Genomic DNA, 24,781 nt, shown 5'->3' with positions numbered 1-24,781 from the left:
GCCCTACCCAAACCCCGTCAACACCCTCCAACAAAAATCACCCAAACATCCCCCTAAGTGCTTGATCGGCAACGCAACAATTCTGCAATTTTTATCGAATCCGCCGCACGATCTGCGATCTGCCATGCCAGCATCCCGCTGCCAGATGGCGAAAACCACCGAATCCACAAACAAACAGCCCCGCAATGCGGGGCTGTTTGTTTATCTATATAGGGAAATCATTCCCACTCGATCGTTGCCGGCGGCTTGCCCGACACGTCGTAGACCACCCTATTGATACCGCGGACTTCATTAATGATGCGATTGGATACCTTGCCCAGCAGCTCATAAGGCAGCTCAGCCCATTTGGCCGTCATGAAGTCGCTGGTCTGCACCGCACGTAGTGCAACCACATATTCATAGGTACGGCCGTCACCCATCACACCCACCGACTTAACGGGCAGGAACACGGCAAACGCCTGGCTGGTTTTGTCATACCAATCGAAAGCGCGCAGCTCATCAATAAAGATGGCATCTGCGCGGCGCAGCAGATCGCAGTATTCCTTTTTCACTTCGCCCAAGACACGCACGCCGAGACCAGGGCCCGGGAATGGGTGGCGATAAACCATCTCGTGCGGTAGGCCGAGCGCCACGCCAAGTTCGCGAACCTCATCCTTGAACAACTCACGTAGCGGTTCGAGCAATTGCAGCTTGAGCGTATCGGGCAAGCCACCAACATTGTGGTGGCTCTTGATGGTGTGTGCTTTCTTGGTCTTGGAGCCAGCAGATTCGATCACGTCCGGATAGATCGTGCCTTGGGCCAACCACTTGGCGCTTGGTAGCTTGGCCGATTCGGCCTGGAACACTTCGACGAATTCGCGACCGATGATCTTGCGCTTGGCTTCCGGATCGCTCACGCCGGCCAGATGACCCATGAACTGTTCAGTCGCATTAACGTGGATGACCTTCACGCCCAGATGCTTATTAAAGATGTTCATCACTTGCTCGCCTTCGTTCAGGCGCAACAGGCCGTTATCGACGAACACGCAAGTGAGTTGATCGCCAATCGCACGGTGGATCAGCGCAGCAGCGACCGAGGAATCGACACCACCGGAGAGGCCAAGGATGACCTCATCACTACCGACTTGTTCACGGATCTTGGCGACGGCTTGATCGATATAGTTCGGCATCGTCCAGCCCGGCTTGCAACCGGCGATGTCGAGCACGAAGCGGTTGAGCATTTCGCGGCCCTTGAGGGTATGCGTCACCTCAGGGTGGAACTGCACCGCATAGAATCCTTTGTCCTCGTTCGCCATGGCGGCCAGCGGGCAAGCTGGATTTTCGGCGATGATCTTGAAGCCTTCCGGCAGCTGGGTAACCTTGTCACCGTGGCTCATCCAGACTTCGAGGAAACCTTCGCCGCTATCGCCCTTGCGATCTTCGATGCCGTTGAAAAGCTTGCTGTGGCCACGTGCGCGGATTTCGGCGAATCCGAATTCGCGCACATGACCTGCCTCAACCTTGCCACCCAGCGCTTGCGCCATCCATTGCATGCCATAACAGATGCCCAGCACTGGCACGCCCAGTTCAAACAACCCGGCATCCGCCTGGTAATCGCTCTCGTACACCGAGTTCGGGCCACCGGACAGGATGATGGCCTTGGGGTTGAATGCCTTGATGAAGTCGATCGACACGTCGAAGGAGTGCAGTTCGCAGTACACGTGGGCCTCACGCACGCGGCGGGCGATCAGCTGGGCGACTTGCGAACCGAAGTCGAGAATAAGGACTTTGTCCAAGGCTTGGGTCATGGGCAGGGTTCCGTAAAGAACAGATTGATTAATCCGCGATTTTACCTTGCCACGCGCAACGCCGCGAGTTCGCTGGTCGGCGCATTGGCGATCCAGCGCAGGATTTCGTCCAATACCGGGGCATATTGTGGTGCACGTGGATGGTTGGCAATGGCGACCACAGCCCAGTCCACACCGTCTGCGTCCCGAACATAGCCCGCGACCGCTTTCACGTCCTTGAGCGTGCCAGTCTTGATGTGCGCCACTACGTCATCGCCTTTGAGGCGCTTTTTCATCGTGCCATCGATGGCAACAATGGGTAGCGACGAAGCGAATTCTGCGGCATAGCGACTTCGATCGGCGTTCACCAACAGTTGCGCAAGATGCGTTGCACTGATGCGTTCGTGACGCGACAGACCCGAGCCGTTCTCCAGCGTCAGCTCATCAAATCGCAATCCGCGCTGCGCCAGCCAGTTGCGAATCGATGCCGAAGCACGCGTGGGCGTATCGCCGCTCTCCTGCGACTGCGCACCGAGCGTGAGGAACAGTTGGCGCGCCATCATGTTGTTGCTGAATTTGTTGATGTCGCGAATGGTGTTGGCGACGTCGGCTGATTTGGTCGATGCCAGCATCACGGCATTGGCTGGCGTCGTACCTTCGCTCCAACCAGTCATGCCCTGCCCGCCCAGTTCGCGCCACAGCTGGCGGACCAATGCTGCCGTATAGGCCTGCGCACTCAGGACCGAGACATAACGCTCCACCTTGCAACCGGCCGGCACTTCGCCCGCCAGCTGCACCAGAAACTGCACGCCGTTGGTTTGCCCAAGCCGTTGCGACACATGCTGCGACCATGCCTCGCAGTTGCCGCCGCGGCCAATGGCAAGTTCATTGCCGACGCGTACTTCCGGCAAGGGCGGCTCGGCCGTCAACCGAACCCGCTCGCCAGTCGAATCAATCGTCAGCCGAATGGATTTGAAGTTGGTCAGTGCGGCATCAGGCTCGACCATGAACGGGCGCTCGGCACCATTGCCATCGTCCTCGAACGCGCTCTCCGCCGGCAGTTGAAACAGCGAGCGATCCAGAATCAACTTGCCACGAATATCGTTAACACCAGCCGCTTTCAAATCTCGCAGCCACAGCCAGACACGCTCGATGGTCAGCTTGGGATCACCACTACCACGCAGATAAAGATCGCCGTTCAATACACCATTCACCGGCTGCGCATCGGCCAGGAAATCGGTTTGCCACTGCCACGCCGGGCCCAACAGGCTGAGTGCACTATATGTAGTCACCAGCTTCATGGTGGAGGCCGGGTTTACCGGCCGCTCTGCCTGGTATTGCAACACCGGCTTGCCATCGGTCAGCGAGAGGATGGCAACCGACAAGCCATCGGCCGGCAATTTGGCCGCCTTGAGCGCGCCTTTAACCGATGCTGGTAACTCGGCAGCATGTGCAGCCAACAACAGACCGCTACAGCACAATGCGGCGACATATTTAGATAGTGACTTCATCGGATATCCAGTTTCACATCGGGGTGGCGTTGCTGCCATGCCATCGCAGCGGCGCGATAGGCATTCAACTCAGCCGCATATGTATCGAAGATGCAGGGCTCGCAACCACTACCGCAGCACTCTTCAAGAGCAGGTTCATAGGGCGGCTCTGGCGGCGGGTCATCAGGGAAATCTGCGGGGGAAGGATGGTGTTCTGCGGATTGCATGGCGTGAGCATCTGTTAGAATCGGCCACTATGGCCTACCAAGTACTTGCCCGAAAGTGGCGACCCAAAACCTTTGCCCAACTCGTGGGGCAGGAGCACGTGATCAAGGCGTTGGCGAACGCATTCGCCAGCGAACGCTTGCATCACGCCTACCTGCTGACCGGCACGCGAGGCGTCGGCAAGACGACCATCGCGCGGATCATGGCGAAGGCGCTCAACTGCGAAACCGGCATCACTGCTGAGCCTTGCGGCGTCTGCTCCGCTTGTACGCAAATCGATGCCGGGCGCTTTGTCGACTTGCTGGAAATCGATGCCGCGAGCAATACCGGTATCGACAATATCCGCGAGGTGCTGGACAACGCTCAGTATTCGCCGACCGCCGGGCGGTTCAAAGTGTACATCATCGATGAAGTGCACATGCTCTCCAAGAGCGCTTTCAACGCGATGCTGAAAACGCTGGAAGAGCCGCCGGGCCATGTGAAATTCATCCTCGCAACGACCGACCCGCAGAAAGTGCCGATCACGGTCTTGAGTCGTTGTTTGCAATTCTCCTTGCGGCAAATGACGCCGCAGCAGGTCTCCGGCCATTTGCAAAAAGTGCTGGATGCCGAGCAGATCACCTTCGAAACCAGCGCCCTGCCCTTGTTGGGACATGCGGCCAACGGCTCGATGCGCGACGCGTTGTCCCTGCTGGATCAAGCCATTGCCTACGGTGCGGGCCAAGTCGAAGAAGCCGGCGTACGCGCCATGCTGGGCGCAGTCGATCAATCGTATCTGTTCGATATTCTCGCAGCGCTGATCGCCCAAGACGGCACGGCCTTGATGGCAAGCGTGGAAACGATTGCCGGCCGTGGTCTTTCCTATGAAGCCGCCCTGCATGAACTAGCCCATCTGCTCCACCAGATTGCACTAGCGCAAACCGTGCCGGGTGCGTTGGCGGATGATCTGCCGCAACGCGCCAATATCCTTGCAGTTGCGCAAAGCCTGACTCCGGAAGACACCCAGCTCTATTACCAGATTGCCTTGCACGGCCGTCGTGACTTGCCGCTGGCGCCGGACGAGTACGCCGGCTTTACGATGACGCTGCTGCGGATGCTGGCCTTTGCACCGGCATCGCCGGTGCAAGTCAATTTGATCAGCTCACCGGCATCGCCGGGGCAAGTCAATCTGGCAAGCGCTCCGCCTGCGCAAGCCAATCCAATCAGTTCGTCGTCGCAACCACGGCAAGCCAGTTCGGCGAGCGTCGTAGCATCGCCACAGCAAGTCGAACCGTCACACACACCAGCGCAGCCCGCGCCGAGTATCGCTGCAGCATCGATCAGCCAGCCCAGCGTGGTGCCTTCACCGGTCGTTGCGCAGCCACCTGCCGCAGCGGACGAACCACCTCCTCCCCCGCCTTGGGCAGAGCTGGAGGCGACTGACACTGCTGAACCAATTCGCGACGACGCACCGACGGAATCACACGTATTCGTGCCAACGCCAGTCGCGCCAGCGATCCCGGAACCAACTCAAGAAGTCGCCGCACCAGCCGCACCCGATGCTGAACCCTCTCACGACTCAGCACCTTGGCACGAAGCTCCCGCCGAACCGATCCATCGCGAATTCGATGGCGACTGGCGCGGGCTGCTTGGCAAGGTCAAACTCGGTCGCGCTGGCATGCTGGCGCAACACGCCGAACTGGCATCGTTCCGCAATGATGTATTCGAGTTACGCGTCGCGGCGGAGCATCGCAATACCGCAACCCGCGACTATCAAGATCCCTTGTGCGAGGCACTATCGGACTACTTTGGTCGGCCGATCCAAGTCAAAGTCGTACTCGGTGACGAAGCAACCGATACCCCGGCAGCACAGACCTTCCGCGAACGCGCGCAACGCCAGTCTGAGGCAGAAACCGAGATCCAGAACGATCCGTTCGTGCAGACGCTGGTGCGAGATTTCGGCGGCAGCATCATTCCTGATTCGATCAAACCTTATGATCGAACACCCGATCAAACCCATTGAAGGCTGTGGCCGTTCAAGTTCACCCCCATTTCAAATCGATTTCAAGTAGGAGCACGACATGATAGGTAAAGGCGGTATCGCCCAGCTCATGCAGCAGGCGCAGAAGATGCAGGAAAACATGGCCAAGGCGCAGGAAGAACTCGCCAAGGTCGAAGTGGAAGGCCAGGCCGGTGCCGGCATGGTCAAGATCGTGATGACCTGCGGCCACGCGGTAAAGCGCGTGTCGATCGACGACTCGTTGCTGTCCGACGACAAGGACATGCTGGAAGACCTGCTCGCCGCCGCATTCAACGATGCGTCCCGCAAGGCCGAGGCAACCAGCCAGGAAAAAATGGGCGGATTGACCGCCGGCCTGCCGCTGCCCCCGGGCTTCAAGCTGCCGTTCTGATCGCCAGTCAGGCGCGAGGAGTGAGGTGTATAAAGCCACGCGCCTCCTCTTCCCGCCAACCCCAGGCTCTGTTGACGTAGGTTTTGCGGATCGCGTTTGCCCGGCTTTGGGCCTATTGCTAGGCGAAAGACACGCCGCGTAATCGATTACGCCAGTGGCTTTCAACACCGCAAGAGGCCCAAAGCCGGGCAAATCCTTCGGACGGAGCCGACTTTTGCGGTCACTCCGCGTTATAAGTCGCTGACATAACCGGTTATGCGGCGCGCCTTATGCCTTGATTGACCGCAAAATTCGGCACCGCGCGACCGCAAAACCTACGTCAACAGAGCCTTGCCCGATGACCACTCCCTCCTCTCTCCAGCAACTGATCGAAGCCCTCAAGGTGTTACCCGGTGTTGGCCCGAAATCAGCCAGCCGCATGGCCTATCACCTGCTGCAGCGCGATCAGGGCGGTGCCGTGAATCTGGCGCATGCGATCGAATATGCGATTGCCACGCTCAATCACTGCAAACGCTGCAATACCTTCACCGAAGCCGATGTCTGCGATATCTGCGCCGATGAGCAGCGCAATACGCATCAGCTGTGCGTGGTCGAAATGCCGACCGATCTGCTGATGATCGAGCAAACGCTGGCCTATCAGGGTCTCTACTTCGTGCTGATGGGGCGACTCTCGCCACTGGATGGCATCGGTCCCAAGGACATCGCACTGTCTCGCCTGCTGGAACGCGCCAGCGATGGCGAAGTCAGCGAAGTGGTGCTGGCCACCAACTTCACCGTCGAAGGTGAAGCCACCGCGCACTATCTCTCTGAACTGCTACGTGCCCGTGGTCTGCAAGTGAGCCGGATCGCCCGTGGCCTGCCAGTCGGCGGCGAGCTGGAACATGTCGACCCGGGTACGCTGGCGCAGGCGCTGGTCGAGCGTCGGCAACTCTAGAACCGCGAACAAAAACCCTCCTGGCGGTGTTGCGCTCACTTACCGTACTCAACGTACCGTCTGCATTTGTCCCCTTGTGGGTCCGCCTTGCCAGCACCGCGTCGCTGGATTTTTCGCGACTCACTCCCTCATTCTCGGCACAAAAAAAGCCCCGCATAAAGCGGGGCGAATGACTACTCACGAGAAAAACAGCACCAGCAGCGCAAGCACCGCCGGTGATTCATCGAATCAATCCAATCAAGCCAGACGCGTCTCCGTCTCGGCATCAAAGACAACCGCTTTGGTCATATCCGGCTTCAGGCGGACTGTTTCACCCGGGCCCTTGGCATCGCGCGGATGCAGACGGGCGCAAATCTCGATGCCGTTCAGCTGGGTCAGCACCATGGTGTCCGGGCCGGTTGGCTCGGTCAGATGCACCTTGCAGGCAAGGCTGTTTTCGCTGTTTTCCACTGCATCGAACTGTTCCGGGCGCAAACCGAGAATCACTTTCTTGCCCACTTGGCCGGCGAGCTTGGCGGCGTTCGGCAGCGGCACAAAGCGTGCCTCGCCTTCACTTTGCAGGCTCACACCAATCTGGCCCGCTTGCTCCGCCAAATGGCAAGGGATGAAGTTCATCGACGGCGAGCCGATGAAGCTCGCGACGAACAGATTGGCCGGTTGCTCGTAGATTTCTTGCGGGCTGCCGAACTGCTGGATCACACCATCCTTCATCACCGCAATCTTGTCGCCCAACGTCATCGCTTCGATCTGATCATGGGTCACATAGACGATGGTGGTTTTCAGGCGATGGTGCAGTTGCTTAATTTCAGTCCGCATTTCGACGCGCAGTTTGGCATCGAGGTTGGAGAGCGGCTCATCGAACAGGAACAGGATCGGATCACGCGCCAAGGCACGGCCCATGGCCACGCGCTGGCGTTGACCGCCGGACAGCTGGCTGGGTTTGCGATCCAACAGGTGATCCATCTGCAGCATCTTGGCGACGCGGGCGATGATTTCTTCCTGTTCTTTCTTCGGCACACCGCGCGTTTCCATGCCGAAGGCGATGTTCTGCCGCACGTTCATGGTCGGATACAGCGCGTAGCTCTGGAACACCATGGCGATATCGCGATCTTTCGGCGCGATGTTGTTCACCATGCGGTCGCCGATATGCACCTCACCGGTTGTCGGCGCTTCAAGGCCGGCGATGATGTTCATCAGTGTCGATTTGCCGCAGCCGGACGGGCCGACCAGGATCAAAAACTGGCCCGAATCGATTTCGATATCGATGCCCTTGAGGATATGTGTGTCACCAAAGCTCTTGGTGACGTTCTTGATGGCGAGTGCGCCCATAAATTCCTCCGTTATCCTTTTACTGCGCCGGCGGTCAGCCCACGCACGAAATACTTGCCCGCAAATACATACACCAGGATGGTCGGCAGCGCGGCGATCAGCGCGGCGGACATATCGACGTTGTATTCCTTGACCGTGGTCGAGGTGTTGGCGAGGTTGTTGAGGCCGACGGTGATCGGCTGGCTATCGCCCGATGAGAACACCACACCGAACAGGAAGTCGTTCCAAATCTGGGTGAATTGCCAGATCAGCACGACCATCACGATCGGAGTCGACATCGGCAGCACGATGCGGAAGAAGATCCGCCAGAAGCCTGCGCCATCCAGACGTGCCGCCTTGATCAGCTCGTCCGGAATGCCCACGTAATAGTTGCGGAAGAACAGCGTGGTGGAAGCCAGGCCGAACACGCAGTGGACGAACACCAAGCCGGTGACCGAACGTGCGATACCAAACCAGCCAAGCGTTTGCGCCATCGGCAGCAACACCACCTGAAACGGAATGAATACACCGAACAAGATCAAGGCAAAGGTAAGCTCCGAGTGCGGGAAGCGCCACTTCGACAGGATGTAACCGTTCAGCGCGCCCAAAGAGGTGGAGATCAACACCGCCGGAATCACCATCCGTACCGAGTTCCAGAAGAACGGCTTCAAGCCACCGCATTCCACCCCGGTACATGCGCTCGACCACGCCTTGGACCATGCATCGAACGAGATGCTGGTCGGGAACGACAGCAAGTTGCCGGCGCGGATCTGATCCATGGTCTTGACGGAGGTAATCACCATCACATACAGCGGCAGCAGGTAATACAAAGCTGCCAACAACAGCGCCGAATACACGACGCCACGCCAGAATTTAGGCATTGCGACTCCTCCGCAGCTCGGAATACAGGTAAGGCACGACCATGGCGGCCACGGTCATCAGCATCATGGTGGCACTGGCTGCGCCAAGGCCCATCTGGCCGCGGGTGAACGCCATTGCATACATGAAGGTGGCCGGCACGTCGGAAGCAAAGCCAGGGCCGCCGCCAGTCAGCGCGACGACGAGGTCGAAGCTCTTGATCGCAATGTGCGACAGGATCATCAGCGTGGAGAAGAACACCGGGCGCAATGCCGGCAGGATGATCTTCCAGTAAATGCGCGGCAGGCTGGCGCCATCGATCTGTGCGGCCTTGATGATCGAGTCATCGATGCCACGCAAGCCGGCCAGGAACAACGCCATCACGAAGCCGGACGACTGCCACAAACCGGCAATCACCACGGTGTAGATCGACATGTCCGAATTCACCAGCCAATCAAAGGTGAAATTGGTGAAGCCCCAATCGTGCATCAGTTTTTCCAGACCCAGGCCCGGATTCAACATCCACTTCCAGGCCGTGCCGGTGACGATGAACGACAGAGCCATCGGGTAAAGGTAGATGGTGCGCAAAGCACCTTCAGCGCGGATCTTCTGATCCAGCAGAATCGCCAGTGCAATCCCGATCGCCATGGCGCCGCCAATGAACAGGCCGCCAAAGATGAACAGGTTCTTCACCGCCACCCACCAGCGTTCAAGCGCGAACAGGGCGTGATATTGAGTGAGTCCGGCCCAATTGAAACTGGGCAAGAGGCGGGAACTGGTAAAGGACAGGTAGCCGTTCCAGGTGATGAAGCCGTAGATGAATATCAGCGTCAGCAGGAACGACGGTGCCAAAACCAGCCGCGGCAACCAGCGCTCCGCGAAGCCGTACTGTGCCGGCTGGGTTGGTGAACTCATGGTGTTATCTCCATGTGACCGTTGGTCTTTTGTTGTGTCAGAACGGCTACCCAACCCTCCTGGCGTTGCGATTCGGTCCTGGGTACTCGTGGGTACCTTCTACGACCGAATGCCTGGCCAAGAGCGCTGCGCTGGATTGGGTAGCCGTTCTGATTGGTGATGAAGCAGTAGAACCGGGACCGGGGCTTCCTCTCCCCGGCCTCGGCACCTCGCCGTCCTCCCCCTTGTGAGGCGGAGGACAACGAGTCAAACGGCATTACATGGTTTTTGCAGCAACTGCGAGCTTCTCTGCAGCAGCCTTGGCAGTCATGTTGTCGTCGTTCCAGAACTGCGAAACGACGTCATAGATCGCGCCTTGGGTAGCAGAGTGAACGGCCATGCCGTGGGCGAACGACGGCACCAGCGTGCCGGACTTGGAATCAGCAGCGAAGTCCTTGGCCGATTGCTTGCCGCACTCGTCGAACTTGCTCATGTCCGCGCCCAGGCGAACCGGGATGGAGCCCTTGTTCAGGTTGAAGATTTCCTGGAATTGCGGGCTGACCAGCACGGAAGCCAGGTCCTTCTGACCCTTCTCGGCATCCTTGTTCGACAGTTTGAACATGGCGAAGCTGTCGATGTTGAAGGTGTAGGCATTCGCAGTGCCCGGTGCGGCTACGCACAGGAAGTCCTTGCCCGGTACTTTGCCTGCGGCGAGGAACTCGCCCTTGGCCCAGTCACCCATGAACTGCATGGCGGCCTTACCATTGATGACCATCGAAGTCGCCAGGTTCCACTCGCGGCCGGCGCTGTTCTTGTCGGTGAGCGGTTTGATCTTCTTGTAGGTCTCGAGCACCTTGACCATCGTGGCGCTCTTGAGCGCGCCTTGGTCGAGGTTGACCAGCGTCTTCTTGTAGAAGTCGACACCGCCTACGCCCAGCAGGACGGTTTCAAACACGGTCGCGTCTTGCCACGGCTGGCCACCGTAGGCCACGGGCTGGATGCCGGCTTTCTGCAGCGCTTCAGCAGTCTTGAAGAATGCATCCCAAGTCGTCGGGGCCTTGGCGCCGACCTTCTTCAGCAACTCCGGGTTCACCCACAGCCAGTTCACGCGGTGAACGTTGACTGGAGCCGCCACGTAGTGGCCCTTGTACTTCATGGTGTTGATCACGACACCCGGCAGGACCTTGTCCCAACCGTCGGCCTTGGCCACGTCATCCAGCGAGGTCAACACACCTTCATCGCCCCACTCCTGGATTGCCGGGCCCTTGATCTGTGCAGCCGCCGGAGGATTGCCGGATACGACGCGCGTCTTGAGCGCGGTCATCGCGTTTTCACCAGCACCACCTGCAACTGCAAAATCCTTCCACTTGTCGCCCTTGGCTTCGAGCATCTTCTTGAGCTCGCCAGCGGCCTTGGCTTCACCGCCAGAGGTCCACCAGTGCAGCACTTCTACTTCGGCTGCATTTGCTGCGAAAGCAACGGTCATGGCCGCTGCACAGAGCGTAATACGCAAGGTTTGCATTTTCTCCGATCTCCTAGGCACGAGCCGCCCCATGGCGGTGCTCGATGCACCACATTAGGCTACGAATGCAACAACAGAAATCAGGTAAACACCGATTGGGTGGGGAATGTAAGGCAAAGACCTTACGAATGAAATTAGGAACTTGAAATAATAGACAAAGAAAAAGGCGGCCGAAGCCGCCTTTTTCAAGACTTAAACTTAAAACCGTCTCAGATGAGTCGATTAGAAGCCGGTCCAGGTACCGATAACAACGCGCTGCATGCTCTTCTTGTCGGAAGCGATGCCTTGAGCTTGCCACGTGAAGCCAGCCGGCAGCTTGCCTTCGTCACCCAGTTGGATGTGACGGAATTGCAGGAAGGCAGCGGTGTTCTTGGACACGCCGTAGTTCAGCTGAGCGTTGAACTGGGTAGCCTTGTTGCCGTCAGTAGCGCCGCCGTTGTCCTTGATGTACACAACACCAGCGTTCAGGCTGAGCTTGTCGTTGAAGCTGTAGCCAACCTTACCGTGGATTGCATTTTCCTTGGTGTTAGGAGCGGAACCATCGTACTTGTCTTGCGAGAAGTCGAGGTCAAGGCTAACCGGGCCAACGTTGCCACGACCGGCCAGGAACAGGGTGCTGTCGTACTTGCCGTTAGCAGAGCCGTTCTTGATGCCCAAGTAGGAAGCATCGAAGTGCCAGCCAGCCAGATCAGCGCCGCCGCCCAATTCGTAACCTTGGTAGCCGTTGCTGCCGCTGCTCAGGCCGCCGTTACCATCGTTAACAGTAGCGAACACGCTCACCGGGCCGAAGCTGCCAGCGTATTGAATCGCGTTCGGCCAGAAGGCGAAAGCGGTAACACCACGGTCTTCACCAGCGTTGCCCGAACCGTCGGTCAGGTACGGCCAGTCTTTTTGCAGGTAGGTAGCAGCGAAGATACGACCGAATTTCACGGAACCGAAGTCGCCGGAAATGCCGATGTACGACTCACGCGAACCCCAAGCTGCCAGCGGAGTAGCCTTGCCGTTGGCGTTAGCTTGACCACCAGTGCCCCAAGTAGTGCCAGGACCAGGTTTTTGCGAAACGTGCCAAATGGTCGACAGGCCGTTATCCCACTTGTCGGAACCGTCGAAGTTCAGAACAACCGGGGTGTCGATTGCGAAAACGCCACCGTCTTTGCCATTGGCAAGAGCTTGGTTGGTGTAGTACATCACGTCCAGCTCAGCAGAACCGCTGATCTTGACTTCAGCGAAAGCCGGGGCGGAGAAGGCGGCTGCGACAGCAGCGGCAACGAGAACACGCTTGAACATTTATGAGTCTCCTAGACACGAGAGTTGGTTTTTACCACCAGGTAACAGCAAGGCTTGCATCTGGTTTCGACACGAAACTTGCTCTACGGACCAAGGTTAAGGGAGGGCACTTGGCTCAGGCAAACCTGATTCTGAATCGACCCCAAAAGCGTCGCATCCATACAACAAAACCTTTCTCATCTCTTATGAAGAGTGGCGCGAACAAAGAAAAACCGCCGGTTTAGCCGGCGGTTTTTACTTGGAGACGCTTGAAACTTACTTGGCGTTCCAAAGTGCCTTGGTGGTATCGAGCATACGATTGGAGAAGCCCCACTCGTTGTCGTACCACGACAGTACCTTCACCAGCGTGCCATTGCTGACCTTGGTTTGGGTCGCATCATAGGTGCTGGAGGCCGGGTCGTGATTGAAGTCGACCGACACCAGCGGCTTGGTGTTGATGTTGAGAATGCCTTTGAGCTCGCCTTCAGAAGCAGCCTTCAACACAGCGTCGATTTCTTCCTTGCTGGTCGGACGGGCAGCGGTGAAGGTCAAGTCGACCAGCGAGACATTGATTGTCGGCACGCGGACCGAGAATCCATCCAGACGGCCATTCAACTCCGGCAGCACCAAACCAACCGCAGCGGCAGCACCGGTCTTGGTCGGGATCATGCTGTGGGTCGCCGAACGAGCACGGCGCAGGTCGCTGTGATACACGTCCGTCAGTACTTGATCGTTAGTGTAGCTGTGGATAGTGGTCATCAGGCCGGACACGATGCCGATCTTCTCATGCAACGGCTTGGCCAGCGGGGCCAGGCAGTTGGTGGTGCAAGATGCGTTGGAGATCACGGTATCGCTCGCTTTGAGGATGCCGTGGTTCACGCCATAAACAATCGTTGCATCGACATCATTGCCACCCGGTGCAGAGATCACCACCTTCTTGGCGCCAGCGGCCAAGTGAGCCGAAGCCTTGTCCTTGCTGGTGAAGAAGCCGGTGCACTCGAGCACCACGTCAACTTGCAGGTCCTTCCACGGCAATTCGGCCGGATTGCGCACAGCGCAAACCTTGATCTTGTCGCCATTGACGACGAGGTAATCGCCATCAACCGAGACGGTGCCGTTGAACTTGCCATGCGCGGTGTCGTATTGGGTCAGATGCGCATTGGTTTCTGCGTTGCCGAGATCGTTGATCGCAACGATCTGGAATTCGTCGGTACGGCCGGATTCGTACAAGGCGCGCAGAACATTGCGGCCGATGCGGCCATAACCATTAATGGCGAGACGGATTGCCATGGGAAGTCTCCTTGAGGGATCGACAGGCGAAAAAATTGATACGCAATTATGCCAGCGTTGCATGCCAAGCACATTGCGCCGGAACAACAACGGGCCGTTTTAAAACGGCCCGTCGGACTTGGCTATTAGGGATTACTTGCCCAGGGCGGCGGCTTCGCGTGCGATGGCAGTAATTCCCGCCCAATCGCCCGCCTCAACCTTGTCCTTGGGACACAACCACGAACCACCGACACAACCGACATTCGGCAGTGCCAACAGCTTGGGGGCAGACTCGACCGTCACACCACCGGTCGGGCAGAACAGTGCCTGCGGCAGCGGGCCGCCGAGTGCCTTCAGCATGCCGTAACTACCTGCTTGTTCAGCCGGGAACAGCTTGAGCGCATCAAAGCCTTCTTCCAGCGCAGCGATGACTTCAGATGGGGTCATCACGCCAGGCAATAGCGGCATGCCGACTTCGCGTGCAGCAGCTGCGAGCTTCGGGGTCAGACCCGGTGTCACCGCGAACTTGGCACCAGCCGCCTTGGCTTCGGCGAATTGTTCGGGACGAACGACAGTGCCGACGCCAACGATAGCTTCCGGCACGGCTTCGGCAATCGCCTTGACGGCGGCGAGCGCTACGGGTGTGCGCAAAGTGACTTCCAGCACCTTGATGCCGCCCTCGACCAAGGCGCGCGCGAGCGGCACTGCGGTTTCAAGGTCGTCGATCACGATCACCGGCATCACCGGGCACGAGCGCATGATTTCTCGAATTTGCATGTTTGTTCTACTGGCTGGTTCGTTGATCAAATCCCGCCCGAGGCGAGTGCCGGCAATCCGGCCATCCTGACGACGGGCCGCACACCGACCCGCGATTCTCTTAACTTAATTGCTTATTACTAATTAATGGGCCAGACCGAGTGCAATCGCGCCCTCTTCTGCACCGGTTGCCGCCAGCCGGAAGCTGGCGAACAATTCACGCCCCATGCCATGGCCGTTTTTGGCCATATCCATCGTGACCACCTCGCGCTTGGCCCACTCGGCGGCATCGACCTTGGCTTCAACGACGCCCGCTTCGGCATCCAGACGAATCACGTCACCAGTACGCACTTTGCCTAGCGGCCCACCACACAATACTTCCGGAGTCATATGAATAGCCGACGGCACCTTGCCCGAAGCACCGGACATACGACCGTCAGTGACCAGGGCCACCTTGAAGCCGCGATCCTGCAACACGCTCAGCGCCGGGGTGAGCTTGTGCAGCTCCGGCATACCATTGGCACGCGGGCCCTGGAAACGCAGCACCGCAATGAAATCTTTCTCCAACTCGCCGCGCTTGAATGCGACCAGCACATCATCCTGCTCATCGAACACGATGGCCGGCGCTTCGACAACGCGATGCTCTGGCGCAACAGCCGATACCTTGATCACTGCGCGACCCACATTGCCAGACAGGAGACGCAGGCCGCCATCGGCACTGAACGGCTCGGCAGCAGTACGCAGCACACTTTCGTCGCCAGACTTGGCCGGTGCGTTACGCCACTCCACCTTGTTATCGATCAGGAAAGGCTCTTGGGCGTAATGACGCAAGCCCTGGCCCGCGGCGGTCAGCACGTCATCGTGCAAGTAGCCTGCATCCAGCAACTCACGAATCAGATAACCCATACCGCCCGCCGCGTGGAAGTGGTTCACATCGGCCGAACCGTTCGGATACACACGCGCCAGCAGCGGCACCACTTCAGACAAATCGTTGAAGTCATCCCAGTTGATCTCGATGCCGGCGGCTTTGGCGATCGCGATCAGGTGAATCGTATGATTGGTTGAACCACCGGTCGCAAGCAAACCGACGATGCCGTTGACCACAGCCTTCTCACTCACCACCTTGCCGACCGGCGTGAATTGCGAGCCCAGCGCAGTAATCTGCGCAGCGCGGCGGCCGGCTGCAGCGGTAAGCGCATCACGCAATGGCGTACCCGGATTGACGAAGGCAGCGCCCGGCAGGTGCAAGCCCATCACCTCCATCAACATCTGGTTGGAATTCGCGGTGCCATAGAACGTACAGGTGCCCGCGCCGTGATAGCTGCCCTCTTCGGAGGCCAACAGCTCATCCCGGCCGCACTTGCCTTCGGCGAACAGCTGGCGAATCTTGGCTTTGTCTTTGTTGGAGATACCCGATGTCATCGGGCCGGCCGGGGCAAATACCGCCGGCAAATGGCCGAATTGCAATACACCCATCAACAGGCCCGGCACGATCTTGTCGCACACGCCCAAGGCAACCACGGCATCAAATACGTTGTGGGATAAGCCAACTGCCGTGCTCATGGCGATCACATCGCGACTGAATAAGCTGAGCTCCATGCCCGGCTGACCTTGCGTCACGCCATCGCACATGGCGGGCGTACCGCCGGCGAATTGCGCGGTGGCACCCACTTCACGCACAGCTTCCTTGATGATCGCGGGGTAGGTTTCGAGCGGCTGGTGTGCCGACAGCATGTCGTTGTAGGACGAGACGATTGCGACATTCGGCTGGCGCATTTCGCGCATCAGTATCTTGTCGCCTTCCGGAGCGGCAGCCCAGGCATGCGCCTGATTGGTACAAGCCAGACCCTTGCGAATCGGCTCTTTCTTGGCGGCCTCTTCGAGCCGATGCAAGTAACGACCGCGGGATTCGCGGCTACGTTCGATGATGCGCTGGGTTACTTCGGATACGCGAGGATGCACAGACGACATTGACTAACTCCGGGTCAGGCGGCGTCGAAGCCCATTCAAGCCTACAGCGCACCGCGGCGAAAAACAGCCGTAGTTTTACTACAGACTAACTGTAAATTCAACTACACCCCACACAGACATCATTCCTGCTGCACTGCAACAATAACCAGCCAACATGCGGCCTCACGGCAGTTTGACACGCTGTTGCAACAACACGTAGCTGCTTGTTTGAAAACCGTTTGCGCGTGATTTTCGGCGTGTAGTAAGATTACAAAGTCTTACTACATCCGACCTCGGTGTTTCACGCCTACGCCGATGCGCTTCACGCCAGAACAACAAAGGAAAACCCCGTAAATGACTGCGATCGACGCTTTCGACATGGTGCTGTTTGGCGGCACCGGCGACCTGGTAATGCGCAAGCTGTTGCCTGCGCTATACCACCAGCACCAGGACGGTAACCTGCCCGCTGATGGCAGGCTGATCTGTCTGGGTCGGAGCGTTCCCGATACTGCTGCCTACATCGAAAAAGCGCACAGTCTGGCCAAGGGTTATCTGGGTAGCGCCTATAACGACGCGGACTGGGCCACGTTCTCCGCCCGCATCCAGTACCTGAAACTCGATGCCACCCAGCCGGAAGAATTCACCAAGCTGGCCGAAGTGCTGAACGAGTTCCCCCGCCGCTCACGCGTGTTTTACCTCTCCACCGCGCCAGACCTGTTTGCCCCGATCTCCAAGAGCCTGGCCGCGGTCGGCCTCAACAAGGGTAACTCTCGCGTCGTGCTGGAAAAGCCGCTTGGCCATGACCTCGAATCGTCGAACAAGATCAGCCATGAAGTCGGCGAGTTTTTCCAGGAACAACAGATTTACCGGATCGACCATTATCTCGGCAAAGAGCCGGTTCTGAACCTGATCGCGTTGCGTTTTGGCAACACCTTGCTGGAACCGCTATGGCGTCGTGAATGGATTCGCGATGTGCAGATCACTGTGACCGAACAAGTCGGCGTCGAAACCCGTGCCGACTTCTACGACAAGGCCGGCGCGCTGCGCGACATGATCCAGAACCATCTGCTGCAGTTGCTGACCATCGTAGCGATGGAACCGCCGGCCAGCATCGATGCCGACGCGGTCCGTGACGAAAAACTCAAGATTCTGCGCGCCCTCAAGCCCCTGACCGCCGAAACCGTGCACAGCCACGTGGTACGCGGCCAGTATCGTGCTGGTGCCGTCAACGGCAAGCCGGTACCGGGCTATCTGGAAGAGCCGGGCGTGCCAGCCAGCTCGAAAACAGAAACCTTCGTCGCACTCAAGGCCGAGATTCAGACTTGGCGCTGGGCCGGCGTGCCGTTCTACCTGCGTACCGGCAAGCGTCTGCAAGAGCGACTGGCCGAAATCGTGATCAATTTCCGCGAAACGCCGCTGTCGATTTTCGGCCGCAATGCCACGCCGAACCGGCTGGTGATCCAGTTGCAGCCGGATGAATCCGTCCGCCTGTACCTGATGGCCAAAGAGCCGGGCAACCAGTTCCGCCTGCGCCCGGTGCACCTCGATCTCGACTTCAAGGAATTCTTCCAGGCCCGCGCGCCGGAAGCCTACGAGCGACTGTTGATGGACGTGATCCGTGGCGACCTGTCGCTGTTCGTGCGCCGTGACGAGCTGCAAGCCGCATGGAAGTGGGTCGAGCCGATCATCGATAGCTGGGAAACCAGCATCGAAGGCCCGAAGCCCTATACCGCCGGCACTTGGGGCCCGGCGGCATCGTCCGCGCTGCTGTCTCGCGACGGCCTGTGCTGGCACGAAGAATCCTGATCCATGCATCGGACAGTGCGGCCCCCGCCGCGCTGTCGCTAAATTGATATCACGCGTGATTCCAAGAGGTTTGCATGTCCTTGCAATGGCATGAATTTGCAGCAAAAGAACAACTCGATGCACAGCTGGCAGCGACCATCGCCGCCGATCTGAAAGCCGCTATCGCCGCTCGTGGTACGGCTGGCCTGGCCGTCTCTGGTGGCCGCACACCGGCCGGTCTGTTCAAAGCCCTGTCCACCAATACCGAGGTGAACTGGTCCAAGGTAGTGATCACGCTAATCGACGAACGCTGGGTGCCGGTCGATCATGCCGACAGCAACGAGCGTACCGTGCGCCAGAACCTGCTCGTCGGCCCGGCCGCCGAAGCGACGTTTATTTCGCCGGTTTCCACTGCAGCAACACCCCATGAAGGATTAGCCGAAATCGAAGCGCGTCTGACCAAGCTGCCCGCCCCGATCGATGTGGCCATTCTCGGTATGGGCGACGATGGCCATACCGCCTCATTGTTCCCGAATGCGCCCGAGCTGGAAGCGACCTGCGCATCCACGGCCCTCGTCGCGGCAGTAACGCCACCTATCGCACCGCACAAGCGCATTACGTTGACGCTACCAACCATCGCCAAAGCCCGTCACGTCATCGTGCATATCACCGGCGAAGGCAAGAAATCTTTGCTAGAAACTGCGATGGCAGAAGAAAAACCGCTTACCGAGCAATACCCGATCCGCCGGGTGCTTGATCAAAGCAGCGGTAGCAAGGAAGTGTTCTGGGCGGCTTGAAGCCGCATCAAGAGGAGACGGGGCAGTTCGTAACACGAACCGCCCCGCTGTTTATCCAAGACAGGTCAATCACGGGCCCACAAGGTCTGAAAGGCACAGAGACAACACATGCTGGAAAGAATTAAAACAATGATCGACAGCTTGTCCCGGTCCGAACGCAAAGTTGCCGAACTGGTACTGGCGCAACCGAATCTGGTCGCCAACGCACCGATCGCGCAAATCGCCGATCTGGCCGAAGTCTCGCAGCCGACGGTGATCCGTTTCTGCCGCAGCCTCAACTGCTCCGGCCTGCAGGATTTCAAGCTGCGCCTCACGCGTAGTCTGGTGTCCGGCGTGCCGTATGTGCACTCGATGGTGTCCGCCGATGACTCCGCGCATGACCTGGCGAAGAAGCTGTTCGATAACAACATCTCCCACCTTTTGCGCTGCCGTAACGAGCTCGATACCGAAGCGCTCGAAAAAGCCATCAAGGTACTGACCAACACCCACAAGATCGAAGTCTGGGGCCAGGGCCAATCCGGCGCAGTCGCGATCGACGCACAAAACAAGTTCTTCCGCCTGGGCGTGCCAACCGTCGCCTATACCGACCCGCACATGCACGGCATGAGCGCCTCGATGCTCAAGCCGGGTGATGCCGTCGTGGCGGTCTCCAACTCCGGCCGTACGCTCGACTTGATCCGCTCGGTTGAAATCGCCCGCGATGCCGGCGCCGACGTCATCGGCATCACGCACAGCAAGTCACCGCTCGCCAAGCGCTGCAACATCTGTCTATTCGCCGACACCATGGAAGACCCCGATCTCTACACCCCGATGATCACGCGCATCGTTCACCTGGTGATCATCGACGTGCTGGCGGTTGGCGTCGCGCTCAAACGCGGGCCGGAGCTGATCGACCAACTCGAAAAAATGAAGCGCAACCTGAAGGAAAAGCGCGTACGCAGTCACGAAGGTTGATTGACCGCGACTTCGCAGCTGGTGCTTTTAAGGCAACCCTGAAAGCGCAAGGCCGGCGAAAGACGCTACAACAAACGACACGCGCGCTGCCCCTGGGAAATTGCAGCGCGAAGTGCTCGTGATCTGGAAATGGAATCACTCAAGGAAGCCCCCCGATGTCCAGCTTGACCCAATCCCCCGCCTGGCTTGCCCTGACCCAGCATTTCAACGAGGTATCCGGCCTGCACATGCGTGACCTGTTTGAACAGGACCCGCAGCGCTTCGAAAAATTCTCGCTGGAATCCGGCGGCCTGTTCTTTGATTACTCGAAGAACCGCGTCACCGAAAAAACCATGGCATTGCTGTTCGATCTGGCCCGCCAATCCGGCCTCACTTCCCGGATCGACAAGATGTTCTCCGGCAAGAAGATCAACGTCACCGAAAACCGCGCCGTCCTGCACACCGCCTTGCGTAACCTCGACAAGAATCCGATCCTGGTCGACGGCGAAGACGTGATGCCCAAGGTCAACGCGGTCAAGGAGAAGATGTTCCAGTTCTCCGACGAAATTCGCTCAGGCGAGCGCGTCGGCTACACCGGCAAGGCCTTCACCGACATCGTCAACATTGGCATCGGCGGCTCGGATCTCGGCCCGGTCATGGTCTGCAATGCGCTCAAGGATTTCGGTCACCAGCGCCTGACCATGCACTTCGTTTCCACCGTTGATGGCGACCAAGTCGTCTCTACGCTGAAGAAGCTGAATCCGGAAACAACGCTGTTCATCATCGCCTCCAAAACCTTCACCACGCAGGAAACCATCACCAACGCCCGTACCGCGCGTGCGTGGTTCCTCGATCGTGTTGGCAACGAAACACACATCGCCAAGCACTTCGTTGCCGTGTCGACCAACGCGCAAGCCGTGGCTGCGTTCGGTATCGATACCAACAATATGTTCGAATTCTGGGACTGGGTCGGCGGCCGTTATTCGCTGTGGTCCGCCATCGGCCTGCCTATCGCCATTTACCTCGGCAAGCATGACTACCAAGACCTGCTCCACGGTGCCTACACCATGGACGAGCACTTCAAGAACAAGCCGCTGGAACAAAACCTGCCGGTGATCCTGGGCGTGCTCGGTGTCTGGTACATCAACTTCTTCGGCGCCGCCACGCATCTTGTCTCGCCGTACAACCAGAGCCTGCAACGCTTCCCGGCCTATCTGCAGCAGCTGGACATGGAATCGAACGGCAAGACGGTCGATCTGGATGGCCACCGCGTCGATTACCACACTGGCCCGGTGGTCTGGGGGGATGCCGGGATCAACGGCCAGCACGCCTACTACCAGATGCTGCATCAAGGCAGCCAGCTGGTGCCGATCGACTTCATCGCCAGCGTTGAACATCCGGAAATCCCGGAGCCGCACAATACCATCCTGATGGCCAACTTCTTCGCGCAGACCGAAGCCTTCATGCGCGGCAAAACCGACGCAGAAGTGCGCGCAGAACTGACCAAGGCTGGCGTTACCGGCGCAGCGCAAGACGCGCTTGCACCGCACAAGATCTTTGAAGGCAATCGCCCGACCAACACCATCCTGATGCAGCGTCTGACGCCGCGTCGGCTGGGCGCGCTGATTGCCCTCTATGAACACAAGATTTTCGTACAGGGAACCATCTGGAATATCAATTCCTACGATCAATGGGGTGTCGAGCTAGGCAAGCAGCTCGCCAAAACCATCGAAAACGACCTGACTACACCGGGGCTGACCACGCATCACGACGCCTCGACCAACGGTCTCATCAATTATTACAAGCGGAATACCCCGCGATAACCCCTTGCAATACCACGAGCCCCGCGCCTACCCGGCACGGGGCTTATTGCAGGTAAAGATCAACCCACACACACAGTGAGAGTGAAATGGCAGAGCAGCAACACGATATCGACCCCCAGGAAACGCGCGAGTGGATTGAATCCCTCGATGGCGTGCTGGAGAACGAAGGCGCCGAACGTGCGCACTTCCTGGTCGAACAACTCGTCGACCATGCCCGCAAAGACGGTGTAAACATCCCCTACACCGCCACCACCGCTTACATCAACACCGTCCCGGCGCATCTGGAAGCCAAGAGCCCGGGCAATCACTCCTTTGAAGAGCGCATCCGCTCCTACACCCGCTGGAACGCCGCTGCGATGGTCGTGAAGGCCAACCGTGCCAATGGCGATCTGGGCGGCCACATCACCTCCTTCGCGTCTGCCGCAACCTTGTACGACGTGGGCTGGAACCACTTCTGGCATGCCCCGAGCGAAAACCACGGTGGCGACCTGGTCTACTTCCAAGGCCACAGCGCGCCGGGCGTGTACTCGCGTGCCTTCCTCGAAGGCCGCATCAACGAAGATCAACTGAACAAATTCCGCCAGGAAGTCGATGGTGGCGGCTTGTCCTCCTATCCGCACCCGTGGCTGATGCCGAACTTCTGGCAATTCCCGACCGTCTCGATGGGCCTGGGCCCGATCATGGCGATCTATCAAGCCCGCTTCATGAAATACCTGCACGACCGCGGCTTCACGCAAAAGGGCGACCGCAAGGTGTGGTGTTTCTGCGGCGACGGCGAAATGGACGAACCGGAATCGCTGGGCGCGATCTCGCTCGCCGGCCGTGAAAAGCTCGACAACCTCGTGTTCGTCATCAACTGCAACCTGCAACGTCTGGACGGCCCGGTACGCGGCAACGGCAAGATCATTCAGGAACTCGAAGGCGACTTCCGCGGCTCCGGCTGGAACGTGATCAAGGTGGTCTGGGGTTCGGGTTGGGATGCATTGCTTGCCCGCGACAAGAAAGGCCTGCTGCAAAAACGCATGATGGAAGTGGTCGACGGCGAGTACCAAACGTACAAGTCGAAAGACGGCGCCTACATCCGCGAACACTTCTTCGGTGCCTACCCGGAACTGCGTGACCTCGTGTCCAACATGTCCGACGACGACATCTGGCGCCTCACCCGTGGCGGTAACGATCCGCACAAGGTGTACGCCGGCTACAAGGCTGCCGTTGAACATAAGGGCGCGCCGACGCTGCTGCTGGTCAAGACCGTCAAGGGCTACGGCATGGGCGCGGCGGGCGAATCGCAGAACGTAGCGCACCAGACCAAGAAATTGTCCGACGACGACATGCTGCACCTGCGTGACCGCTTCAAGATTCCGCTCACCGACGAAGAAGCGCGTGCGTGCAAGTTCTACGTGCCGCCGGCCGATGCGCCGGAACTGAAATACATGCACGAACGCCGTGCGTCGCTGGGTGGCTACCTGCCGGCCCGCAACCCGGTGAACGAGCCGCTGCAAGTGCCAACGCTGGATGCCTTCAAGGCGCTGCTCGACAGCACCGGCGAGCGTGAAATGTCCACCACCATGGCCTTCGTCCGCCTGATGGGCGTGATGGTCAAGGACAAGAACATCGGCAAGCGCGTTGTGCCGATCGTGCCGGATGAATCCCGCACCTTCGGTATGGAAGGCATGTTCCGCCAGCTCGGCATCTGGTCGCACGTCGGCCAGCTGTACGCGCCGCAAGATGCCGACCAGCTGATGTTCTACAAGGAATCGACCGACGGTCAGATCCTGCAGGAAGGCATCAACGAAGCCGGCGCGATGGCTGACTGGATCGCTGCAGCAACGTCCTACGCCAACCACGGTGTGACGATGATCCCGATCTACATCTACTACTCGATGTTCGGCTTCCAGCGGATCGGCGATCTGGCCTGGGCTGCTGGTGACCTGCGCGCACGCGGCTTCCTGATTGGCGGCACCTCCGGCCGCACCACACTGAACGGCGAAGGCCTGCAACACCAGGACGGCCACGGCCACCTGTTTGCCGACTTCATCCCGAACTGCGTCTCCTACGATCCGACCTTCGCCTACGAGCTGGCCGTGATCGTGCAAGACGGCATGCGCCGCATGTATCAGGAACAGGAAAACATCTATTACTACCTGTCGGTGATGAACGAGAACTACACCCACCCGGCCATGCCGGCAGGTGCAGAAGCCGGCATCATCAAGGGCATGTATCTGTTCCGCGAGGGTGACCAGAAGGCCAAGCTCAAGGTGCAACTGATGGGCTCCGGCACGATCTTCCGCGAAGTGATTGCTGCGGCCGACCTCTTGAAGGCCGACTTCGACGTCGACGCCGACATCTGGTCCGCTACCAGCCTGAACGAGCTGAAGCGCGACGGTATGGCCGCGAGCCGTTACAACCTGCTGCACCCGACCGCCGCCGAACCGCAAGTGCCGTACGTGACGCAATTGCTGAAGGATCGCGCCGGCCCGGTGATCGCCGCCACCGACTACAAGCGCGTCTTCGCCGACCAGATCCGCGAATACGTGCCGCAGAAGATGGTCACGCTCGGCACCGACGGTTTCGGCCGTTCGGACAGCCGTCAGCAGTTGCGCAAGTTCTTCGAGGTCGATCGTTACCACGTCGCCATCGCCGCCCTGAAGGCGCTGGCCGACGAAGGCAAGATCGAGCGTGCCAAGGTTGCGGAAGCGATTGCCAAGTACGGCATCGAAACCGACCGCCCGGCCCCTTGGACTGTTTGATTTGAGTGAGGCGCTCGGCGTGCAGTGTGGGCATTGCCCACCATCACGCCGGGCGCTGGCAGGAG

19 protein-coding genes are annotated in these 24,781 nt (G+C 58.9%); 8 read left to right on the top strand and 11 right to left on the bottom strand.

Annotation, left to right across the window (positions count from 1 at the left end):
• Positions 1-218 precede the first annotated feature (218 nt).
• From guaA to BR41_RS23720, 3 genes are read right to left on the bottom strand one after another with little or no spacing between them, the layout of a single operon-like run.
• Positions 219-1,787 (bottom strand): glutamine-hydrolyzing GMP synthase, encoded by a 1,569-nt coding sequence (gene guaA, locus BR41_RS16720; protein WP_035059274.1) that lies wholly within the window; start codon positions 1,785-1,787, stop codon positions 219-221.
• Between the two features lie 41 nt (positions 1,788-1,828).
• The gene (gene dacB, locus BR41_RS16715) at positions 1,829-3,277 is read right to left on the bottom strand and encodes a D-alanyl-D-alanine carboxypeptidase/D-alanyl-D-alanine endopeptidase (RefSeq protein WP_051711194.1); all 1,449 of its coding nucleotides are present in this window, start codon (positions 3,275-3,277) and stop codon (positions 1,829-1,831) included.
• Positions 3,274-3,483 carry an oxidoreductase-like domain-containing protein gene (locus tag BR41_RS23720; RefSeq protein ID WP_084187312.1) on the bottom strand — a complete coding sequence of 70 codons (210 nt, stop codon included), beginning with the start codon at positions 3,481-3,483 and terminating at the stop codon, positions 3,274-3,276. The genes dacB and BR41_RS23720 overlap by 4 nt, the downstream gene beginning before the upstream one ends.
• A gap of 29 nt (positions 3,484-3,512) precedes the next feature.
• Here BR41_RS23720 and dnaX point away from each other — a divergent pair, with 29 nt between their 5' ends.
• The 3 genes from dnaX (at position 3,513) to recR (ending at position 6,805) form a co-directional block, all read left to right on the top strand.
• On the top strand, positions 3,513-5,483 hold the full coding sequence (gene dnaX, locus BR41_RS16710) for a DNA polymerase III subunit gamma/tau (RefSeq protein ID WP_035059268.1): 1,971 nt from the start codon (positions 3,513-3,515) through the stop codon (positions 5,481-5,483).
• A gap of 58 nt (positions 5,484-5,541) precedes the next feature.
• Positions 5,542-5,871, top strand: a complete 330-nt coding sequence (locus BR41_RS16705) for a YbaB/EbfC family nucleoid-associated protein (protein WP_245615950.1) — start codon at positions 5,542-5,544, stop codon at positions 5,869-5,871.
• A 337-nt stretch (positions 5,872-6,208) separates the two neighbouring features.
• Positions 6,209-6,805, top strand: coding sequence for a recombination mediator RecR (recR, locus tag BR41_RS16700; protein ID WP_035059266.1), 597 nt, complete (start codon positions 6,209-6,211; stop codon positions 6,803-6,805).
• Between the two features lie 237 nt (positions 6,806-7,042).
• On the opposite strand, the gene BR41_RS16695 is transcribed toward recR, so the two are convergent.
• The 8 genes from BR41_RS16695 to edd form a co-directional block, all read right to left on the bottom strand.
• Positions 7,043-8,134, bottom strand: coding sequence for an ABC transporter ATP-binding protein (locus BR41_RS16695; RefSeq protein WP_035059264.1), 1,092 nt, complete (start codon positions 8,132-8,134; stop codon positions 7,043-7,045).
• A gap of 11 nt (positions 8,135-8,145) precedes the next feature.
• Positions 8,146-8,994, bottom strand: a complete 849-nt coding sequence (locus BR41_RS16690) for a carbohydrate ABC transporter permease (protein WP_035059262.1) — start codon at positions 8,992-8,994, stop codon at positions 8,146-8,148.
• Positions 8,987-9,886, bottom strand: coding sequence for a carbohydrate ABC transporter permease (locus BR41_RS16685; RefSeq protein WP_035059261.1), 900 nt, complete (start codon positions 9,884-9,886; stop codon positions 8,987-8,989). Before BR41_RS16685 ends, BR41_RS16690 begins: the two co-directional genes overlap by 8 nt.
• Positions 9,887-10,142: 256 nt before the next feature.
• Positions 10,143-11,351, bottom strand: coding sequence for an ABC transporter substrate-binding protein (locus BR41_RS16680; protein WP_084187314.1), 1,209 nt, complete (start codon positions 11,349-11,351; stop codon positions 10,143-10,145).
• A 258-nt stretch (positions 11,352-11,609) separates the two neighbouring features.
• The gene (locus tag BR41_RS16675; RefSeq protein WP_035059257.1) at positions 11,610-12,674 is read right to left on the bottom strand and encodes a porin; all 1,065 of its coding nucleotides are present in this window, start codon (positions 12,672-12,674) and stop codon (positions 11,610-11,612) included.
• Positions 12,675-12,929: 255 nt separating this feature from the next.
• Positions 12,930-13,943: a type I glyceraldehyde-3-phosphate dehydrogenase gene (gap, locus tag BR41_RS16670; RefSeq protein ID WP_035059254.1), complete on the bottom strand. Its 1,014-nt coding sequence runs from the start codon at positions 13,941-13,943 to the stop codon at positions 12,930-12,932.
• Positions 13,944-14,075: 132 nt separating this feature from the next.
• Positions 14,076-14,699, bottom strand: a complete 624-nt coding sequence (locus tag BR41_RS16665) for a bifunctional 4-hydroxy-2-oxoglutarate aldolase/2-dehydro-3-deoxy-phosphogluconate aldolase (RefSeq protein ID WP_035059251.1) — start codon at positions 14,697-14,699, stop codon at positions 14,076-14,078.
• Positions 14,700-14,822: 123 nt separating this feature from the next.
• A complete protein-coding gene (edd, locus tag BR41_RS16660; RefSeq protein ID WP_035059248.1) occupies positions 14,823-16,649 on the bottom strand; it encodes a phosphogluconate dehydratase in 1,827 nt (608 codons plus the stop codon).
• A gap of 333 nt (positions 16,650-16,982) precedes the next feature.
• On the opposite strand from edd, the gene zwf reads away from it, so the two are divergent.
• From zwf to aceE, 5 genes are all read left to right on the top strand, one after another.
• Positions 16,983-18,434 (top strand): glucose-6-phosphate dehydrogenase, encoded by a 1,452-nt coding sequence (gene zwf, locus BR41_RS16655; RefSeq protein ID WP_035059246.1) that lies wholly within the window; start codon positions 16,983-16,985, stop codon positions 18,432-18,434.
• A 74-nt stretch (positions 18,435-18,508) separates the two neighbouring features.
• Positions 18,509-19,210 carry a 6-phosphogluconolactonase gene (gene pgl, locus BR41_RS16650; protein WP_035059243.1) on the top strand — a complete coding sequence of 234 codons (702 nt, stop codon included), beginning with the start codon at positions 18,509-18,511 and terminating at the stop codon, positions 19,208-19,210.
• 108 nt (positions 19,211-19,318) lie between these two features.
• Complete coding sequence (gene hexR, locus BR41_RS16645; RefSeq protein WP_035059241.1) at positions 19,319-20,164, top strand: transcriptional regulator HexR; 846 nt, start codon at positions 19,319-19,321, stop codon at positions 20,162-20,164.
• A gap of 155 nt (positions 20,165-20,319) precedes the next feature.
• The gene (gene pgi, locus BR41_RS16640; RefSeq protein WP_035059238.1) at positions 20,320-21,966 is read left to right on the top strand and encodes a glucose-6-phosphate isomerase; all 1,647 of its coding nucleotides are present in this window, start codon (positions 20,320-20,322) and stop codon (positions 21,964-21,966) included.
• An 86-nt stretch (positions 21,967-22,052) separates the two neighbouring features.
• A complete protein-coding gene (aceE, locus tag BR41_RS16635; protein WP_035059235.1) occupies positions 22,053-24,716 on the top strand; it encodes a pyruvate dehydrogenase (acetyl-transferring), homodimeric type in 2,664 nt (887 codons plus the stop codon).
• Positions 24,717-24,781 lie beyond the last annotated feature (65 nt).

The organism is Andreprevotia chitinilytica DSM 18519, assembly GCF_000711875.1.
Lineage (GTDB): Bacteria > Pseudomonadota > Gammaproteobacteria > Burkholderiales > Chitinibacteraceae > Andreprevotia > Andreprevotia chitinilytica.
Note: the sequence above shows the minus strand (reverse complement) of the source record. Positions and strands in the feature narration are given on the sequence as shown.

Bases quoted from the DNA above. Each gene is read 5' to 3' on its own strand.
- BR41_RS16685 (WP_035059261.1), bottom strand. From the start codon at position 9,886: ATGAGTTCACCAACCCAGCCGGCACAGTACGGCTTCGCGGAGCGCTGG.
- aceE (WP_035059235.1), top strand. From the start codon at position 22,053: ATGGCAGAGCAGCAACACGATATCGACCCCCAGGAAACGCGCGAGTGG.
- BR41_RS16690 (WP_035059262.1), bottom strand. From the start codon at position 8,994: ATGCCTAAATTCTGGCGTGGCGTCGTGTATTCGGCGCTGTTGTTGGCA.
- guaA (WP_035059274.1), bottom strand. From the start codon at position 1,787: ATGACCCAAGCCTTGGACAAAGTCCTTATTCTCGACTTCGGTTCGCAA.
- edd (WP_035059248.1), bottom strand. From the start codon at position 16,649: ATGTCGTCTGTGCATCCTCGCGTATCCGAAGTAACCCAGCGCATCATC.
- BR41_RS16705 (WP_245615950.1), top strand. From the start codon at position 5,542: ATGATAGGTAAAGGCGGTATCGCCCAGCTCATGCAGCAGGCGCAGAAG.
- dacB (WP_051711194.1), bottom strand. From the start codon at position 3,277: ATGAAGTCACTATCTAAATATGTCGCCGCATTGTGCTGTAGCGGTCTG.
- BR41_RS16680 (WP_084187314.1), bottom strand. From the start codon at position 11,351: ATGACCGTTGCTTTCGCAGCAAATGCAGCCGAAGTAGAAGTGCTGCAC.
- gap (WP_035059254.1), bottom strand. From the start codon at position 13,943: ATGGCAATCCGTCTCGCCATTAATGGTTATGGCCGCATCGGCCGCAAT.
- BR41_RS16695 (WP_035059264.1), bottom strand. From the start codon at position 8,134: ATGGGCGCACTCGCCATCAAGAACGTCACCAAGAGCTTTGGTGACACA.
- dnaX (WP_035059268.1), top strand. From the start codon at position 3,513: ATGGCCTACCAAGTACTTGCCCGAAAGTGGCGACCCAAAACCTTTGCC.
- zwf (WP_035059246.1), top strand. From the start codon at position 16,983: ATGACTGCGATCGACGCTTTCGACATGGTGCTGTTTGGCGGCACCGGC.
- BR41_RS16675 (WP_035059257.1), bottom strand. From the start codon at position 12,674: ATGTTCAAGCGTGTTCTCGTTGCCGCTGCTGTCGCAGCCGCCTTCTCC.
- hexR (WP_035059241.1), top strand. From the start codon at position 19,319: ATGCTGGAAAGAATTAAAACAATGATCGACAGCTTGTCCCGGTCCGAA.
- pgi (WP_035059238.1), top strand. From the start codon at position 20,320: ATGTCCAGCTTGACCCAATCCCCCGCCTGGCTTGCCCTGACCCAGCAT.
- BR41_RS23720 (WP_084187312.1), bottom strand. From the start codon at position 3,483: ATGCAATCCGCAGAACACCATCCTTCCCCCGCAGATTTCCCTGATGAC.
- BR41_RS16665 (WP_035059251.1), bottom strand. From the start codon at position 14,699: ATGCAAATTCGAGAAATCATGCGCTCGTGCCCGGTGATGCCGGTGATC.
- recR (WP_035059266.1), top strand. From the start codon at position 6,209: ATGACCACTCCCTCCTCTCTCCAGCAACTGATCGAAGCCCTCAAGGTG.
- pgl (WP_035059243.1), top strand. From the start codon at position 18,509: ATGTCCTTGCAATGGCATGAATTTGCAGCAAAAGAACAACTCGATGCA.